Here is a 16017-nt window from a genome sequence, read left to right on the forward strand (position 1 = left end):
CAGGATTTTGCTTTCCCACTCGGCATCGCCTTCCAGCGCTTTCAGCGCAGAACCACGGATAACCGGAGTGTCGTCGCCTGGGAAATCGTACTGAGACAGCAACTCACGCACTTCCATCTCAACCAGTTCCAGCAGCTCTTCGTCGTCTACCATGTCACATTTGTTCAGGAATACGATGATGTAAGGAACGCCTACCTGACGACCTAACAGGATGTGCTCACGAGTCTGTGGCATTGGGCCATCAGTCGCAGCAACTACCAGGATTGCGCCGTCCATCTGAGCCGCACCGGTGATCATGTTTTTCACATAGTCGGCGTGGCCTGGGCAGTCAACGTGCGCATAGTGGCGGCTTGGGGTGTCGTATTCTACGTGAGAAGTAGAGATGGTGATACCACGCGCTTTTTCTTCTGGCGCGTTATCGATTTGGTCGAATGCACGAGCGTTACCACCGTAGGTTTTAGCCAGTACAGTAGTGATAGCAGCAGTCAGGGTAGTTTTACCGTGGTCAACGTGGCCGATAGTACCAACGTTAACGTGCGGTTTTGTACGTTCAAATTTTTCTTTAGACACGACTCTATTCCTTAATATCGCTCCCTCATCATAGGGGAGGGAGCTGAATCTAGATATTAAACCCGAAAAACTTATTTAGCTTTACGAGATTCGATAATAGCCTGAGCGACGTTGCTCGGCGCTTCATTGTACTTCAGGAACTCCATAGAGTAAGAAGCACGACCTTGGGTCTGAGAACGCAGGTCAGTAGCATAACCAAACATTTCAGATAATGGTACCTGAGCACGTACGATTTTGCCGGTAGTCATATCTTCCATACCGTCAATCATACCACGGCGGCGGTTTAGGTCACCGATAACGTCACCCATGTAGTCTTCTGGTGTTTCAACTTCAACTTTCATGATAGGCTCCAGCAGAACTGGTTTCGCCTTCATAAAGCCTTCTTTGAAGCCCATAGAACCTGCGATTTTGAACGCCATTTCAGAAGAGTCAACTTCGTGGTAAGAACCATCGAACAACGCCACTTTAACGTCAACAATCGGGTAACCGGCCAGAACACCATTTTTCATTTGTTCCTGAATGCCCTTATCTACTGCCGGGATATATTCTTTAGGAACAACACCACCAACAATTTCGTTAGCGAATTCGTAGCCTACGCCACCTGGTTCCATTGGCTCAATACGCAGCCATACGTGACCAAACTGACCACGACCACCAGACTGACGAACAAATTTACCTTCTTGTTCAACAGTAGAGCGGATGGTTTCACGGTAAGCAACCTGAGGTTTACCGACGTTCGCTTCAACTTTGAATTCACGACGCATACGGTCAACCAGGACATCCAAGTGAAGCTCACCCATACCAGCGATAATAGTCTGACCAGATTCTTCATCGGTAGACACGCGGAATGATGGGTCTTCCTGAGCCAGACGGCCTAAAGCGATACCCATTTTTTCCTGGTCAGCTTTAGTTTTTGGCTCGATAGCAACAGAGATAACTGGCTCTGGGAACTCCATACGCTCCAGAATAATTGGTGAGTTGATATCACACAGCGTATCACCAGTCGTCACGTCTTTCAGGCCAATCGCAGCGGCGATGTCACCTGCACGAACTTCTTTAATCTCTTCACGTTTATTAGCATGCATCTGAACGATACGGCCAAAACGCTCTTTTTTGTCTTTCACTGGGTTAAGAACGGTATCACCGGAATTAACTACACCAGAGTAGACGCGGAAGAAAGTCAAGTTACCAACGAATGGGTCAGTCGCGATTTTAAACGCCAGCGCTGAGAATGGTTCGTTGTCGTCAGAATGACGCTCTGCCGGCGTATCTTTACCGTCTGGCAGAATACCTTTAATAGACTCAACATCCGTTGGTGCTGGCAGGTACTCAACAACCGCATCCAGCATTGCCTGAACACCTTTGTTCTTAAATGCAGAACCACAGGTAACCAGGATGATTTCGTTAGTCAGAACACGATGACGCAGACCAGCTTTGATCTCTTCTTCAGTCAGTTCTTCACCGCCAAGGTATTTTTCCATCAGCTCTTCTGATGCTTCCGCAGCGGCTTCAATCAAATTGTTACGCCATTCTTCCGCCAGATCTTGCATCTCAGCCGGGATATCTTCATAAGTGAAGGTGGTTCCCTGATCTTCATCGTTCCAGTTGATGGCTTTCATTTTCACCAGGTCAACAACACCGGTGAAAGCATCTTCTGCGCCAATGGCTAATTGCAGAGGTACTGGGTTTGCCGCCAAGCGAGTTTTGATCTGTTCAACAACGCGTAAGAAATTCGCTCCCATACGGTCCATTTTGTTAACGAACGCGATACGTGGAACTCTATATTTATTTGCCTGACGCCATACGGTTTCGGACTGTGGCTGAACACCACCAACCGCACAATAAACCATTACCGCACCGTCAAGAACACGCATGGAACGTTCTACTTCGATAGTGAAGTCAACGTGCCCTGGGGTGTCGATGATGTTGATACGGTGCGCGTCAAACTGCTTAGCCATACCTGACCAGAAAGCAGTTGTTGCTGCGGAGGTGATGGTAATACCACGCTCCTGCTCCTGTTCCATCCAGTCCATAGTAGCAGCGCCATCATGAACTTCACCGATCTTATGGTTTACACCAGTGTAGAACAGAATACGTTCGGTAGTGGTGGTTTTACCGGCGTCGATGTGTGCACTGATACCGATGTTACGGTAACGTGCAATGGGTGTTGTACGAGCCATTTGATTCCTCTATATCCTAGGACGTTCAATGTAAATCTGGGTGGCAGAACCGCCACCCAGGGCATCATCACTACGATGGGATTACCAACGGTAGTGTGCGAACGCCTTGTTAGCTTCTGCCATACGGTGAACGTCTTCACGTTTCTTAACGGCAGTGCCTTTATTTTCGGCTGCATCAGATAATTCGTTCGCCAGGCGCAGAGCCATAGATTTATCACCGCGTTTACGAGCAGCTTCAACGATCCAGCGCATTGCCAACGCATTGCGACGAACCGGACGAACTTCAACTGGTACCTGATAAGTAGAACCACCAACACGGCGGGACTTAACTTCCACGGTTGGACGCACATTATCCAATGCAAGTTCAAACGCTTCCAGATGTTCTTTACCAGAACGCTGAGCCAGGGTCTCAAGCGCACTATATACAATTGCTTCCGCAGTAGATTTTTTACCATCTACCATCAGGATATTGACAAATTTGGCCAGTAATTCAGATCCGAACTTTGGATCTGGCAGAATTTTACGCTGACCAATTACACGACGACGTGGCATGGAAATACTCCGTTTCGAATTCAGGGTTGTCCAAAACTCTACGAGTTTATTTTGACATTAAAGTAAATAATGTTTGGCCTTACTTAACGGAGAACCATTAAGCTTTTGGCTTCTTCACACCGTACTTAGAACGACCTTGTTTACGGTCTTTAACACCGGAACAGTCCAGTGCGCCGCGAACAGTGTGGTAACGCACACCTGGCAAGTCTTTAACACGACCGCCACGGATCAAAATTACGGAGTGCTCTTGCAAGTTGTGGCCTTCACCACCGATGTAAGAAGAAACTTCGTAACCGTTAGTCAAACGCACACGACATACTTTACGCAGTGCAGAGTTTGGTTTTTTAGGGGTGGTGGTATATACACGAGTACATACGCCACGCTTCTGCGGGCAAGCTTCCAGAGCAGGAACGTTGCTTTTTGCAACCTTCATGCTACGGGGTTTGCGCACCAGCTGGTTAATAGTTGCCATTATTAAAAAAACTCCTGGTTTTTTTGCTTCGTAAACACGGATTAAATCTCTTGTCTGCCCAACGGCGAAACACGAGGACGCAGAATTTTATGGCTGACTCGTCAGGGTGTCAAGAAATATACAGCGTTTTCTCAACTACCAGGCGAATTGTTGATGGTGTTTTACCGTCAGGTTAACAAAGTCAGTATAGTCGATCACTTGCACTTTGTCTGAAACCTGCCCGTTCAATCCCCGCGCCTCGATATCTTCTTTCAGCGCATACAAGGCAGCGCCACAACTGATCAGATTCGGCAGATAACAATTACCGTCAATTCCTGCCAGTACGCCATCCTGAATAAACAGGATGTCATCACCACGGGCAAGCAGCTTGAATATCGCATTGAAATCACATTGATAAGGCGATCGGCCAACAGTATATAGCATATTATTGTCCTTCCAATAGCTCAGAATGTCAGCACAACATCATAGTCAACCAACTTCTCACGGATTGTTTCTGCGGGTATCACTTCCGTATCCAGAACAAAACGATTGATTGAGCTTAACCCACGCATCATAAGGTCTTCCTGGCACAAATAACATTCTTCAATATCGTACAAAGGCAACACCTTAAAAGTAGCGATATAGTTTCTGGCAAGGATTCCGTCAGGCTGCTGATTCGGTAGTAGTTGGAGTACGCCGTCAGAAATAAAAAATACACCTATCTTTTCTGTTAATGCCGAAGTTGCCAGCAATGCGTCTAAGCCTTCTCTACCTCCTGCATCACCATGAGGCGCTTTAGTGAAGACAAAAGCAATTTTTTTCATTTTCGCCTCTCAGAATTGCACCACACGGTCACAAGTCAACATAGCCTCAGCCAGTGTTCCCAATCCACTTAATTCAAACCCTTCAGCCAGGTTCGCTACCGGTAAATTCAACTCATTCGCCTGCTGAGCATCAAGAACACCACGACGCAGGGCAGCGGCAATACAAATATGCATGCCAAACCGATGCTCTTTTGCCATCACTTGCCATGCGCTAACCAAGTTGAACTCATCACCGGCTGGTACAGTCAACTGATTGCCGTTATAAACCCCTTCCCGATAAAAAAATACGGTATTAAGTTTATGCCCCATCGTAATCAAGGCTTGTGCGAATTGGTAAGCGCTGCTGGCTTGCTGGGTGCCATATGCAGGCCCCGTAACCAGCAGACAATAAGACAACGAAGACATTACCGCTCAGGCCCTAAACATTCACCATTTTTAAACTGACGAATATAGAGATAAACAGTATGTTTAGAAATATTTAAACGCTCTGCAACCTGATTGATTGCATCTTTAATATCAAAAATGCCTTTCTCATAGAGATTCAGAACCACCTGCCTATTCTTGGCATTATTGGATACACTGCGATCAATATTGACTTCTTCAATAGTATATTCCAGCGTTTGCGCGACCAAATCATCCACGGATGAGGCAAAATTTACATTTGGTGCGACATCATGTGTTTCCTCTGGAATAAATGTTTGAATAATTTCAGAGAAAGGAACATCAAGATTCATATTAATGCACAGGAGGCCGATCACTCGGCGATTCCGATTGCGGATCGCAATCGTGACTGATTTCATCAATGAACCGCTTTTCGCGCGAGTAAAATAGGCTTTGGATGCACTACAATCTTCATCTGTAATGTCATGCAGCATGCGCAACGCAAGATCAGTGATAGGTGAACCTATTTTACGACCTGTATGTTCTCCGTTAGCTATTCTGACGGCTGAACATTTAAGATCTTCCAATGAGTGAAGGACAATCTCGCAATGCCCACCAATCAGCATAGCCAAGCCATCAACTGCGGCTTCATAAGATTTTAAAATTTCGTGGTCCGTTTCAGTAAACGGTTGGTTTTCCAGTAAATCGACATCACTGATATCACCAGATAATAACGGGTTAGACATTCAATACACCATCCTTCAAACGCAGACAACGACGTCTTGCTAAAAACACAACGTGATAAACCTATAAAAATTTCTTGTGAAAACTCAATTGTTGCAGCTTAACAGAGATCCTAATCAAAGATCTTTGCATTCACATGAAATATTGACGTTAAAACCACATGACATCATCGTCAAGCCATTGCAGCTCAGACATTTGGTCTCTATCACAGCTTTCAGTAACAAAAAACCGTTGACAGAATCTCTACCAACGGTTTTATCCGTATTGATCAAAGATATTTAGCTGACAGCTTACTTGGCTTTGGTATCCGCTTTAATATCCAACAACTCAATATCAAATACTAATGTAGAATTTGCAGGAATACCCGGCAGATCCGCTTTACCATAGGCCAACTCTGGTGGAATAACCAGTTTAATTTTTCCACCTTTTTTCACATTCTGTAAACCTTCTGTCCAACCTGGAATAACGCCATCCAGACGAATAGAAAGCGGCTCATTACGCTTATAGGAACTATCGAATTCTTTACCATCAATCAATGTTCCTCGGTAGTTCACAACTATCGTGTCGCTTGCCACAGGTTTCTTACCACTGCCGTCCTTCTCTATTTTATACAAAAGGCCGGTTTTGCTCTTAACGACGCCTTTTTCCTTAGCAAATTCTTCACGATATTTAGCGCCTTTAGCTTCATTCTCGCGAGCTTCTTTTTCCATCTTAGCTTCAGCGGCAGACTTCACTTTCCCTTCAAATGCACGCAGCGTATTTTCAATTTCGCTGTCAGTCAGTTTGCTTTTGTTATTAAAAGCATCCTGCACACCCGATAACAATTGATCTTTATCCAATGGGATACCCAGAGATTTCTGTTCTTTCAGGGTGTTTTGCATATAACGCCCTAAAGATGCACCCAGAGCATAAGCATTTTGCTGATCTTCTGTTTTAAATGCGCTGTTCAATTCTGTGCTACTCTGACTATCCGCTTTAGCCGCCAACACCTGAGGGGCGCTGAAAGCCATCGCTAATGTGGTAGCAAGCAGGGTAACTTTAAACAATGATTTCATCTGTTTCTCCAATAGCTTTGGGGGATTTTACCGTCAGCAAAAGTTATGCAATCAAGCCACTATAACTGCCTACAGGAGCACAACACAATATTTGTTGAACACAATGTTTGTTGAACATAATGTTTATTGAACACAATATTTGATGTTTTAGTGCCCCAAACCTATTAGGACAACATAAATGGCAAGAGGTTTCATAATAACCGCATTTCACAGAATATTCTGGGCATAGTAGGCTACTCTTAATTAATATGGGGCATTTAACACTGGCAATACAGGGCCTGAAATGGGAGGAGATCATGGATCTGTCAGAATTTGAGCAACGGCTTGAACATTTGGAAAGTCGAATTGCCTTTCAAGATATAACTATCGAAGAATTAAATCAGGTAGTAACTGAGCAACAAAGGGAGATCGCCAGATTAAAAGAGCATTTGCGGTTGATGACAGAACGATTAAAAGCCACTCAACCCTCAATGGTCGCTTCACCATCTGAGGAGACGCCTCCGCCTCATTACTAGAAAAACATTAAATTACAATAAATCAGGGCAAGCATCGAAACTGAATTCTCCGAACTTGCCCCACTTTTTTAAATATTAAAATGCACTATCCGCTTTAGCTTATCAGTGGCAACTGCCGCCACCGCAGCATCCGTGTCCTTCATCATGATGGTGGTGATGACCGTCGTCATGGCCGTGACCACCACAGCAACCGCCCTCGCCATGCTCGTGACCATGAGCGCCATGAACATGACCATGAGCCAATTCTTCTTCAGTCGCTTCACGAATGGCAATGACTTCAACATTGAATTTCAGGTTCTGACCCGCCAGCATATGGTTGCCATCAACCACAACATGCTCATCTTCAACCGCTGTAATTTCTACGGGTACTGGCCCCATATCGGTATCAGCCAGGAAACGCATGCCAACTTCCAGCTCATCAACACCAACAAAGACATCTTTTGGCACACGCTGAACCAGATTGTCATCATACTGACCATAGGCGTCATCAGCCTGTACGCTAACATCAAAAATCTCACCAGCCTCACGGCCTTCTAGCGCCTTTTCCAAACCGCTAATCAATGAACCACGGCCATGCAGATAGTCCAACGGCGCACTCGCCGGTGACTCATCAACTAAAACACCATCTTCTGTTCTTACTTGATAAGCCAGGCTGACTACCAAGTCTTTTGCTACTTTCATGACATCTCCTACCCGTGGGTCTAAAAATTTTTACCGATTGTAGCGGAATTTTCAGTCTCTGTACTCACTCGCGCTAATATTCACATAATTATTGTGGGGTAAAAATACCAATAACCTGCTCTTGCTTTCTGACATGAGAGGTCACTTTCTCATCAGTCTGGCGTTGTTGGTGACCACAATGGACACATTCCACCACATCTACCTGATCTTCTTGCCACATTGCTAGTGTGTCCTGAGAGTGACATTCTGGGCAGACAGCACCAGCAATAAATCTTTTACGACTTACTGACATGATTTGCTCCGCTATTATTCATGCTCATTCCAACCATCCGGTTGGCGGCGTTCATTGAGCATTTCCCGTTCGAACAGCTCTTCCAGTTCCCGCCGCGCCTCTTTTATACGAGATATGTGAGCCACATCACCCTGTAGCTGCGGCATAAGTTCTCTCAGCATCCGCATATCTAACCGCTGGAAATGTTGTTTTGCGCGATTAGCTTTATGCGGATGCATTCCCAATTCAACTAAGGCTTTACGCCCCAGTTCCAGAGCACTGGAGAAAGTTTCACGGGTGAAATTTTTTACTCCATTTTGCAGCAGTTCATGCGCTTCCAGACGTCCTCTGGCCCGCGCCATGATATGCAGATTCGGGAAATGTTTCTGGCATAAATGAACGATCATCATGGTATCTTCCGGCTCATTACAAGTGATGACTATCGCTTTGGCTTTATCCGCACCCGCCGAACGTAGCAACTCCAATTCAGCCGCATCACCATAATAAACTTTATAGCCATAACGCCGCATAGTACTCACAGCGCTGACATCACGCTCTAACACCGTTATACGGATTTTATTCACCATCAGAAGACGACCGATTACCTGTCCGAACCGGCCAAAGCCCACTAAAATCACCTGCGGATCATCATTTTCCACAAAGGGCTGTTCATCAGTCTCCTCTTGGGCATTAAAACGGCGTGCCAGAATAGCATCTATCAATTGCATGACAAGCGGCGTTGTCATCATCGATATTGTCACCACGACCAGCAGCAAAGCCATCTGCCCGCTGTTGAGCACATTCTGGCTCAGCGCGGCGGAAAACAGAACAAAGGCGAATTCTCCCCCCTGACTGAGTACGCCGGAAAATTGCAGGCAGGATGCTCCTCGTAAGCCTGCGCTCATTGCGATAAGATAGAGCACAATGCCTTTCACAATCACCAAAGCCAGCACACCAAGTAATACTTCGGACAAATGTATTAGTAGTACTCCAAGATTCAGAGACATACCGACTGAAATAAAAAACAGCCCCAACAGTAATCCTTTGAACGGCTCTATGGATATTTCCAGTTCATGGCGATATTCGCTATCTGCCAATAATACTCCTGCGATAAAGGTTCCCAGCGCCATAGAAAAACCGAGCGCTTCCATAAATAGCGCAGAGCTAAGTACCACCAGTAATGCCGCCGCCGTAAATAACTCACGTACTCCAGCCCTGACGACTAAACGAAACAGCGGACGTAACAGATAACGGCCACCGAGCAACATGCCAGCAAAAGCAGCAATTTTTAACGCTATGCGATACCAGTCACCGGATGCTGTTCCCCCTGCCAACAGCGGAATCAATGCCAAAGCCGGGATGACCGCCATATCTTGAAATAGCAAAACCGAGAAACCAAGCTGTCCGCCTTCATTGCGGTTCATACCCTTCTCTTTCATGAGTTGCAGGGCCATTGCCGTTGAGGACATCGCCATACCGATACCGCCAATAACCGCCGCTTGCCATGAAAAATCAGTCAGATAAAGCAGCACGGCCAGCACACTCGCCGTGAAAATAACTTGAGCCGCACCGACACCAAAAATAGATCGCCTGAGTTGCCAGAGTTTAGCCGGATTAAGTTCAAGCCCGATGATAAACATCAGGAAAACAATCCCCAACTCAGAGAAATGAAGAATATCATCAACATCCCTGATAAAACTCAACCCCCACGGCCCCAGGACAATCCCCGCCAACAAATAACCTAATACGGCTCCAATCTTGCATTTCTGTGCGATTGGCACTGCCACAACGGCAGCAAATAAAAACAATACACCGGCGCTCAATTGCGCTGAATGCTCCATAACTTATAGCCCTCCTAGTGACAATGGCGATTTGAGCCATTCACGATAATCATTAGCATGGATGGCAAGAAGTTCAGGTTTTTGGCGACGCGCCCAATAAATAATAATCGGTGATAACCAATACATACGGCACATCGCTGCGGTGAGTTCAAAAGGACGAAGGATCTCTTCCATTGGATAGAGATTATACCCATCGGCCCGGAAAGTGCTTTCCGGTTCCCCTGTAGTAATCACTGAACGCCAATATTTTCCCTGTAATGCCAATCCAGTAATACCACTGGCAAACCCCCGAGTCAGTACACGATCCATCCACTCCTTTAATAAAGCGGGACAACTGTAGGTATACAGTGGGTGTTGAAAAACAATCACCTGATGCTCTCGAAGCAGTTGCTGCTCATAATGAACATCAATAAAAAAATCTGGATAAGCTCCATATAAGTCGTGAACTGTGACATGCTCTAAACCCTGCACAGGTTGTAACAAAACACGATTTGCTACTGAATCCTGTGGCTCAGGATGGGCATACAGCAGCAGGACTTTAGGCGGCTGTAACATCGTTCCCTCCTCAAGAACGTGTCAGGACACGTATTTTCCGTTAACATGCATACAAAGTTATAAAATAAGACGCTTATTATCTGTTACTGCTAATTTAACATATTTTATACAAACGATACTTATGATTGTTTTCTCTTCATTACAAATTCGTCGCGGAACCCGTGTCTTGCTGGATAATGCCGGCGCCACTATTAATCCCGGACAGAAAGTGGGTCTGGTAGGGAAAAATGGCTGTGGCAAATCTACCCTACTTGCATTATTAAAAAATGAACTTCAGGCTGAGGCAGGAACATTCACTTTTCCCAGTAACTGGGCGCTGTCTTGGGTGAATCAAGAAACGCCCGCCCTAGAAATACCTGCTCTGGAGTATGTTATTGATGGTGATCGTGAATTCCGCCAACTGGAACAACAACTGCGGATAGCCAATGAAAAAAACGACGGCAATCTGATTGCTCACCTGCATAGTCAACTGGACACAGTTCAAGCCTGGACAATCCGTTCAAGAGCATCAAGTTTGTTGCACGGCTTAGGTTTCTCTCAGGAGCAACTTGATCAACCGGTACGTGCCTTTTCCGGTGGATGGCGTATGCGCCTCAATCTAGCTCAAGCACTACTCTGCCGTTCTGATTTGCTGTTGCTTGATGAACCAACTAACCATCTTGATCTGGATGCAGTTATCTGGTTGGAAAAATGGCTGAAAAGCTACCCCGGAACATTAATCCTTATCTCCCATGATCGGGATTTTCTCGACCCTATTGCCGATAAGATCCTCCATATAGAGCAACAATCTCTATTTGAGTACAGCGGCAACTACTCATCTTTCGAACGCCAACGCGCGACCAAGCTAGCGCAACAACAGGCCCTTTATAAAAGTCAGCAAGAGAAAGTCGCCCATCTGCAAAGTTATATTGACCGTTTCCGAGCCAAAGCCAGCAAAGCTAAACAGGCTCAGAGCCGTATCAAGATGTTAGAACGGATGGAGTTGATCGCCCCTGCCCACGTTGATAACCCGTTTCATTTCAGTTTCCGTAAACCAGAGAGTCTGCCCAACCCACTTCTGAAAATGGAAAAAGTCAGCGCAGGCTATGGCGAACGGACTGTTTTAAACTCCATCAAACTGAATCTGGTTCCCGGCTCTCGCATTGGTCTGCTTGGCCGTAATGGCGCAGGTAAATCCACGTTGATTAAACTGTTAGCTGGAGAACTGCAATCTCAGAGTGGAACGGTAGAATTAGCTAAAGGGATCAAACTGGGGTATTTCGCCCAGCATCAACTGGAATATTTGCGTGCTGATGAATCACCATTACAGCATTTAGTCCGCATTGCGCCACAGGAAACAGAACAACAACTCAGAGATTATCTGGGAGGCTTTGGTTTCAAAGGCGATCAAGTGACTGACCCAAGTGGACGTTTCTCCGGGGGAGAAAAAGCGCGTTTGGTTTTGGCATTAATGGTCTGGCAACGCCCTAACCTTCTGTTACTTGATGAACCAACAAACCATCTCGACTTGGATATGCGTCAAGCACTGACAGAAGCTTTGATCGACTTTGACGGTGCATTGGTTGTAGTTTCCCATGACCGACATCTATTACGTTCAACAACAGATGAATTGTATTTGGTTCACGATGGCCAGGTAGAATCGTTCAATGGCGATTTAGAAGATTATCAACAATGGCTGACAGATCAACAACGTCAACAAAATCAGCAACTACGTGAAAACAACGACAAGGAAAAAGAGTCATCCAGCCAAAGCGCTCAGGAAAGAAAAGATCAAAAACGGCGTCAAGCTGACTTCCGTAACCAAACGCAACCATTGCGCAAACAGCTTGCTGATCTGGAAAAACAGATGGAGAAACTGGGTAACGAGCTAGTTGCACTAGAAAACCAACTTTCAGACAGCGCTATCTATGATAACAGCCGTAAAACCGAATTGACTGAATATCTGCAAAAGCAGAATCAGACCAAATCAAAATTGGAAGAAATTGAATTATCATGGATGGAAATTCAGGAACAACTTGAAAAAATGACGCAAGAGTTTGAAGGATAAATGATTTCATAAATTATCATTCAATAAAAATAGAGCGGAGAAAATAATCCGCTTTATTTTTCGATAATAGTCATATTATTTCATTTAAAACAGCAATAGATAAATCCAACCATAATACCCCATATATATTTCATCTTTATCCACAATAATATCACCACACAATTTCAATATAATCATCCCTATATAAATAACAGCTATCTTTCTGATTCACATATTATCGATTAATGAAGAGAATAATTCCGCTTCACTTACCAACTCATAATCGATAACAGGACTCCATAAGATACCAAAGTCAATCTCCATATCAGTTTTCAACACCTCTAATGAATCCAGATATTGTGATGGAATTGAGCGAATAACTTTTTCCGGCACTAAAGAAAAACCATTGCGTTTAATGATCAACTCAATCATGACCATAATATCATTAGTTCTTAACATTAAATTCATACTATTATTATAAATAGAAAATGTACTAATACCATCGGTAAAATCAAACGACATATCACCCTCATTAGTATCAATAAAGTGATATAATGACATTATTTCCTTATTTAACTCAGCAAAATTCTGATTCCAATCACTGCCTTTTTTAAAAAGATAAACAAGTTTTTCAGTAAAAACCTTCCTTGGCATAAGTGATGAAGTTAACGGTAGAGGAACAATGGCGATATGTAATAGACCTGAGTTTAATAGATTCATTTGCTGCTCAAATGTCAGCCCCGTCATTAGCACAAGCACAACCTTTTCCTTACTACCTAGAAAAAGCCGCTCTTCCATTTTCCCGGAATCATAAATAGGAAAACAAGAGCTAACATAGAGGTAATGTGGCGAATCATATTGCAAATCATGACTAACCTGAGTCTGAAACTGCTCAAAATGACCTAATAACTTCTGAGCACTCTCAAAGGTCTTTTGCCCAAAATCAGTCAATCTAGTACCATTCGGCCCTCTGGAAAACAAAGAAGCCCCAAATTCTTCTTCCAGCGCATTAATTTTCTTAGTCAACCCAGGTTGTGAAATATGTAGTATTTGAGAAGCCTGATGATAATTAAGTGTTTCAGCCAACACGATAAAAGCTTTGAGATTACGTATATCCATATCTCCACCATTCGGGTTTATCTTTCAAACTTTGCTTGCGTTATTATTTCAACAATAGACTAAATGACTTAGACTTAACTGAAATTAATTAAATAGAGATTAAACAACAATTATAAGATGATCAATTAATTTATTATAAAAATGTTGATAAAAATTTATTTATACCATAATTCCTTTCTACTCCTTGAGGTAAATGACTAAATAATCCATCTAAATTAAACGCTTTAAAATATAATGAATTTTACGCTTTTTAGGTGTTTTACCTATAGCAATCCCTATACATCCTGTGACATACATTCGCTACTACACAAGGTAGATAAATATATCCAGTGAATACCATTATGAAAACATCGCCATTAGCCTTAATTTTTAAATAACATAACTAAAGTCAGCGATAATATGGAGGTATTTATTATCTATAAATGATGATATATCATAAAATACGCAATTATAGATAAATCACTATTTGATTCTTATTTTTTCGATAAACAATAATAAAATGGCATCGTATAAAAATACTCCTATATAACCAAACTAATATTAATCACACAGTTTAATATCTTTCACATAGGTATTAGGAGATTTCCATGATATTCTTTTACATACCAAGTAGTTCTCACTTTTTAATTTATAATCCACATAGAAAGATATGGGGAAACTTAGAAAAAGCGCGACAATAGCTATCGAAAAGAAATATTTAACAAAATTATCATGATGCTTTGGATAATGACCAGTCACAGTAAAGAAAATAATAATGAATGTAGCATAAGAGATCAAAGGAAAAGAAAATAATATTATAAAAACACTACCTGAGAATGTTATTTTTTTTATTCATTCTAACTAAAGAAATTAAATTTTCTCCTGTCAAAAAGAAAGCGAATAACATCAAAATAAAAATAGCAAGAGCGCCGAGGATCTGTATAATCTTTTTTTTAGTTTCCATAATCACCCCAATTATTAAGAGATTAATTAGAATCAAAATAAACAATATCAATCACATAGTTTAATATCTTTTACATATTTATTCGGTGACATCCAAGATATCTTTTGGCATATCAAGTAATTCTCACTCCTCAGTTTATAATGCACATAAAAAGATACAGGAAAACTCAAAAAAAAATGCAACAATAGCTATCATACCAAGATATTTAACATAAACATCATGATATCTCGGGATACGCGTTGTTAAATTTAAATAAATAGAACAAATCAAGAAATAAAAAACCAACGGGAAGAAAAAAAAACGCAATTATTATACTATTGGAAAAAGAGATTACCTCAGCCATTGTAATCAATGACAATAGACCATCAACAGAAGCAAACATACCCAGAAACACCAGAAACAATACAAAAATCGCCAAAATAATATGTATTATTCTTCTTTTTTTATCCATAACCCTATCACTCATATCAATCACATAGCTTCATATCTTTCACATAAGTATTCGGCGACGTCAAAGATATCCTTGGACATACCAAATAATCATCACTTTTTAACTTATAATGCACATATAAAGATATGGGAAAACTTAAAAAAAGTGAAATAATAGCTATTGAACCAAAGTATTTTATGAAACTATCATGGTATTTTGGGCAACAGTTTGTTATGTTAGAGAAAATAATAGAAACCATACAATACAAAATCAAAGGAGAAAAAAAGAATATAATAATAACACGACTTGAGAATATTATTTTCTCATCCATTTTAACTAAAGAGACTAAATTTCCCCCTGTCAAGAAAAAAGTGAATGACGTTAGAATGAGAAAAAAAAAGAGCGCAGATGATATGTATAGCCTTTTTTTTATTTCCCATAATTCCCCCAGTTACTAAGAAATTGATTGAAGTCAAATATAACAATATCAATCACATAGCTTCATATCTTTTACATAAGTATTCGGAGACATCCAAGATATTCTTGGACATACCAAATAATTATCACTTTTTAACTTATAATGCACATACAAAGATGTAGGAAAACTTAAAAAAAGTGAAATAATAGCTATCGTCCCAAAATACTTATTAAAACTATCATGATGTTTTGGATAACGGCCAGTTATATTAACAAAAATAATAAAAAAAAACATAATAAAAAACCAAGGGAGAAGAAAAAAAATATCATAAAAATACTGCCTGAAAATATTATTTTCTCATCCATTTTAACTAAAGAGACTAAATTTCCCCCTGTCAAGAAAAAAGTGAATGACGTTAGAATGAGAAAAAAAAAGAGCGCAGATGATATGTATAGCCTTTT

The 16017-nt window shown here is 42.2% G+C and carries 19 protein-coding genes and 2 pseudogenes; 2 read left to right on the forward strand and 19 right to left on the reverse strand.

Annotated elements, in window-relative coordinates:
* From C6H66_RS12620 to fkpA, 9 genes are all read right to left on the reverse strand, one after another.
* Positions 1 to 570: GTP-binding protein (locus C6H66_RS12620; RefSeq protein ID WP_146111050.1), on the reverse strand; the 570-nt coding region annotated here is incomplete at its 3' end.
* A 71-nt stretch (positions 571 to 641) separates the two neighbouring features.
* Positions 642 to 2750: an elongation factor G gene (fusA, locus tag C6H66_RS12625; protein WP_046395806.1), complete on the reverse strand. Its 2109-nt coding sequence runs from the start codon at positions 2748 to 2750 to the stop codon at positions 642 to 644.
* A gap of 81 nt (positions 2751 to 2831) precedes the next feature.
* Positions 2832 to 3302 carry a 30S ribosomal protein S7 gene (gene rpsG / locus C6H66_RS12630; RefSeq protein ID WP_011144816.1) on the reverse strand — a complete coding sequence of 157 codons (471 nt, stop codon included), beginning with the start codon at positions 3300 to 3302 and terminating at the stop codon, positions 2832 to 2834.
* A 97-nt stretch (positions 3303 to 3399) separates the two neighbouring features.
* Entirely contained in the window at positions 3400 to 3774 is a 375-nt protein-coding gene (gene rpsL, locus C6H66_RS12635; protein WP_011144815.1) for a 30S ribosomal protein S12, read from the reverse strand.
* Between the two features lie 135 nt (positions 3775 to 3909).
* The gene (gene tusB / locus C6H66_RS12640) at positions 3910 to 4197 is read right to left on the reverse strand and encodes a sulfurtransferase complex subunit TusB (RefSeq protein WP_046395805.1); all 288 of its coding nucleotides are present in this window, start codon (positions 4195 to 4197) and stop codon (positions 3910 to 3912) included.
* Positions 4198 to 4217: 20 nt separating this feature from the next.
* A complete protein-coding gene (gene tusC, locus C6H66_RS12645; protein WP_046395804.1) occupies positions 4218 to 4577 on the reverse strand; it encodes a sulfurtransferase complex subunit TusC in 360 nt (119 codons plus the stop codon).
* A gap of 9 nt (positions 4578 to 4586) precedes the next feature.
* Entirely contained in the window at positions 4587 to 4982 is a 396-nt protein-coding gene (gene tusD, locus C6H66_RS12650; RefSeq protein WP_046395803.1) for a sulfurtransferase complex subunit TusD, read from the reverse strand.
* The gene (locus C6H66_RS12655; RefSeq protein ID WP_036779966.1) at positions 4982 to 5704 is read right to left on the reverse strand and encodes a helix-turn-helix transcriptional regulator; all 723 of its coding nucleotides are present in this window, start codon (positions 5702 to 5704) and stop codon (positions 4982 to 4984) included. Before C6H66_RS12655 ends, tusD begins: the two co-directional genes overlap by 1 nt.
* Positions 5705 to 5992: 288 nt before the next feature.
* Positions 5993 to 6757: an FKBP-type peptidyl-prolyl cis-trans isomerase gene (fkpA, locus tag C6H66_RS12660; RefSeq protein ID WP_044467018.1), complete on the reverse strand. Its 765-nt coding sequence runs from the start codon at positions 6755 to 6757 to the stop codon at positions 5993 to 5995.
* Between the two features lie 296 nt (positions 6758 to 7053).
* Between fkpA and C6H66_RS12665 the strand changes: the two genes are divergently transcribed.
* Entirely contained in the window at positions 7054 to 7272 is a 219-nt protein-coding gene (locus tag C6H66_RS12665; protein WP_036779968.1) for a protein SlyX, read from the forward strand.
* A 102-nt stretch (positions 7273 to 7374) separates the two neighbouring features.
* On the opposite strand, the gene slyD is transcribed toward C6H66_RS12665, so the two are convergent.
* From slyD to kefG, 4 genes are all read right to left on the reverse strand, one after another.
* Positions 7375 to 7953: a peptidylprolyl isomerase gene (slyD, locus tag C6H66_RS12670; protein ID WP_105395784.1), complete on the reverse strand. Its 579-nt coding sequence runs from the start codon at positions 7951 to 7953 to the stop codon at positions 7375 to 7377.
* A gap of 88 nt (positions 7954 to 8041) precedes the next feature.
* On the reverse strand, positions 8042 to 8245 hold the full coding sequence (locus C6H66_RS12675) for a YheV family putative zinc ribbon protein (RefSeq protein WP_036813523.1): 204 nt from the start codon (positions 8243 to 8245) through the stop codon (positions 8042 to 8044).
* A 14-nt stretch (positions 8246 to 8259) separates the two neighbouring features.
* Positions 8260 to 10065, reverse strand: coding sequence for a glutathione-regulated potassium-efflux system protein KefB (gene kefB, locus C6H66_RS12680; RefSeq protein ID WP_105395785.1), 1806 nt, complete (start codon positions 10063 to 10065; stop codon positions 8260 to 8262).
* 3 nt (positions 10066 to 10068) lie between these two features.
* Positions 10069 to 10620: a glutathione-regulated potassium-efflux system ancillary protein KefG gene (kefG, locus tag C6H66_RS12685; protein ID WP_046395800.1), complete on the reverse strand. Its 552-nt coding sequence runs from the start codon at positions 10618 to 10620 to the stop codon at positions 10069 to 10071.
* A gap of 121 nt (positions 10621 to 10741) precedes the next feature.
* Between kefG and C6H66_RS12690 the strand changes: the two genes are divergently transcribed.
* Positions 10742 to 12667, forward strand: a complete 1926-nt coding sequence (locus tag C6H66_RS12690) for an ABC transporter ATP-binding protein (protein ID WP_036813518.1) — start codon at positions 10742 to 10744, stop codon at positions 12665 to 12667.
* Between the two features lie 207 nt (positions 12668 to 12874).
* Here the strand turns inward: C6H66_RS12690 and C6H66_RS12695 are convergent, their stop codons facing one another.
* The 6 genes and pseudogenes from C6H66_RS12695 to C6H66_RS26805 form a co-directional block, all read right to left on the reverse strand.
* Positions 12875 to 13765, reverse strand: coding sequence for a LysR family transcriptional regulator (locus tag C6H66_RS12695; RefSeq protein ID WP_105395786.1), 891 nt, complete (start codon positions 13763 to 13765; stop codon positions 12875 to 12877).
* A 540-nt stretch (positions 13766 to 14305) separates the two neighbouring features.
* A pseudogene (locus C6H66_RS12700) lies at positions 14306 to 14708 on the reverse strand (DUF1240 domain-containing protein).
* Positions 14709 to 14755: 47 nt separating this feature from the next.
* Positions 14756 to 14854 (reverse strand): DUF1240 domain-containing protein, encoded by a 99-nt coding sequence (locus C6H66_RS27445; RefSeq protein WP_339416696.1) that lies wholly within the window; start codon positions 14852 to 14854, stop codon positions 14756 to 14758.
* The gene (locus tag C6H66_RS27450) at positions 14844 to 15014 is read right to left on the reverse strand and encodes a DUF1240 domain-containing protein (protein WP_339416698.1); all 171 of its coding nucleotides are present in this window, start codon (positions 15012 to 15014) and stop codon (positions 14844 to 14846) included. The genes C6H66_RS27445 and C6H66_RS27450 overlap by 11 nt, the downstream gene beginning before the upstream one ends.
* Before the next feature lie 161 nt (positions 15015 to 15175).
* Positions 15176 to 15578, reverse strand: a pseudogene (locus C6H66_RS12710) (DUF1240 domain-containing protein).
* A gap of 47 nt (positions 15579 to 15625) precedes the next feature.
* The gene (locus C6H66_RS26805; RefSeq protein WP_248000667.1) at positions 15626 to 15850 is read right to left on the reverse strand and encodes a DUF1240 domain-containing protein; all 225 of its coding nucleotides are present in this window, start codon (positions 15848 to 15850) and stop codon (positions 15626 to 15628) included.
* Between the last annotated feature and the right edge of the window lie 167 nt (positions 15851 to 16017).

Origin of the sequence: Photorhabdus hindustanensis, assembly GCF_002968995.1 — a bacterium.
Lineage (GTDB): Bacteria > Pseudomonadota > Gammaproteobacteria > Enterobacterales > Enterobacteriaceae > Photorhabdus > Photorhabdus akhurstii.

Excerpts from the sequence above, each read along its gene's own strand:
- fusA (WP_046395806.1), bottom strand. The coding sequence starts at position 2,750 with ATGGCTCGTACAACACCCATTGCACGTTACCGTAACATCGGTATCAGT.
- rpsG (WP_011144816.1), bottom strand. The coding sequence starts at position 3,302 with ATGCCACGTCGTCGTGTAATTGGTCAGCGTAAAATTCTGCCAGATCCA.
- rpsL (WP_011144815.1), bottom strand. The coding sequence starts at position 3,774 with ATGGCAACTATTAACCAGCTGGTGCGCAAACCCCGTAGCATGAAGGTT.
- tusB (WP_046395805.1), bottom strand. The coding sequence starts at position 4,197 with ATGCTATATACTGTTGGCCGATCGCCTTATCAATGTGATTTCAATGCG.
- tusC (WP_046395804.1), bottom strand. The coding sequence starts at position 4,577 with ATGAAAAAAATTGCTTTTGTCTTCACTAAAGCGCCTCATGGTGATGCA.
- tusD (WP_046395803.1), bottom strand. The coding sequence starts at position 4,982 with ATGTCTTCGTTGTCTTATTGTCTGCTGGTTACGGGGCCTGCATATGGC.
- C6H66_RS12655 (WP_036779966.1), bottom strand. The coding sequence starts at position 5,704 with ATGTCTAACCCGTTATTATCTGGTGATATCAGTGATGTCGATTTACTG.
- fkpA (WP_044467018.1), bottom strand. The coding sequence starts at position 6,757 with ATGAAATCATTGTTTAAAGTTACCCTGCTTGCTACCACATTAGCGATG.
- C6H66_RS12665 (WP_036779968.1), top strand. The coding sequence starts at position 7,054 with ATGGATCTGTCAGAATTTGAGCAACGGCTTGAACATTTGGAAAGTCGA.
- slyD (WP_105395784.1), bottom strand. The coding sequence starts at position 7,953 with ATGAAAGTAGCAAAAGACTTGGTAGTCAGCCTGGCTTATCAAGTAAGA.
- C6H66_RS12675 (WP_036813523.1), bottom strand. The coding sequence starts at position 8,245 with ATGTCAGTAAGTCGTAAAAGATTTATTGCTGGTGCTGTCTGCCCAGAA.
- kefB (WP_105395785.1), bottom strand. The coding sequence starts at position 10,065 with ATGGAGCATTCAGCGCAATTGAGCGCCGGTGTATTGTTTTTATTTGCT.
- kefG (WP_046395800.1), bottom strand. The coding sequence starts at position 10,620 with ATGTTACAGCCGCCTAAAGTCCTGCTGCTGTATGCCCATCCTGAGCCA.
- C6H66_RS12690 (WP_036813518.1), top strand. The coding sequence starts at position 10,742 with ATGATTGTTTTCTCTTCATTACAAATTCGTCGCGGAACCCGTGTCTTG.
- C6H66_RS12695 (WP_105395786.1), bottom strand. The coding sequence starts at position 13,765 with ATGGATATACGTAATCTCAAAGCTTTTATCGTGTTGGCTGAAACACTT.
- C6H66_RS26805 (WP_248000667.1), bottom strand. The coding sequence starts at position 15,850 with ATGTTTTTTTTTATTATTTTTGTTAATATAACTGGCCGTTATCCAAAA.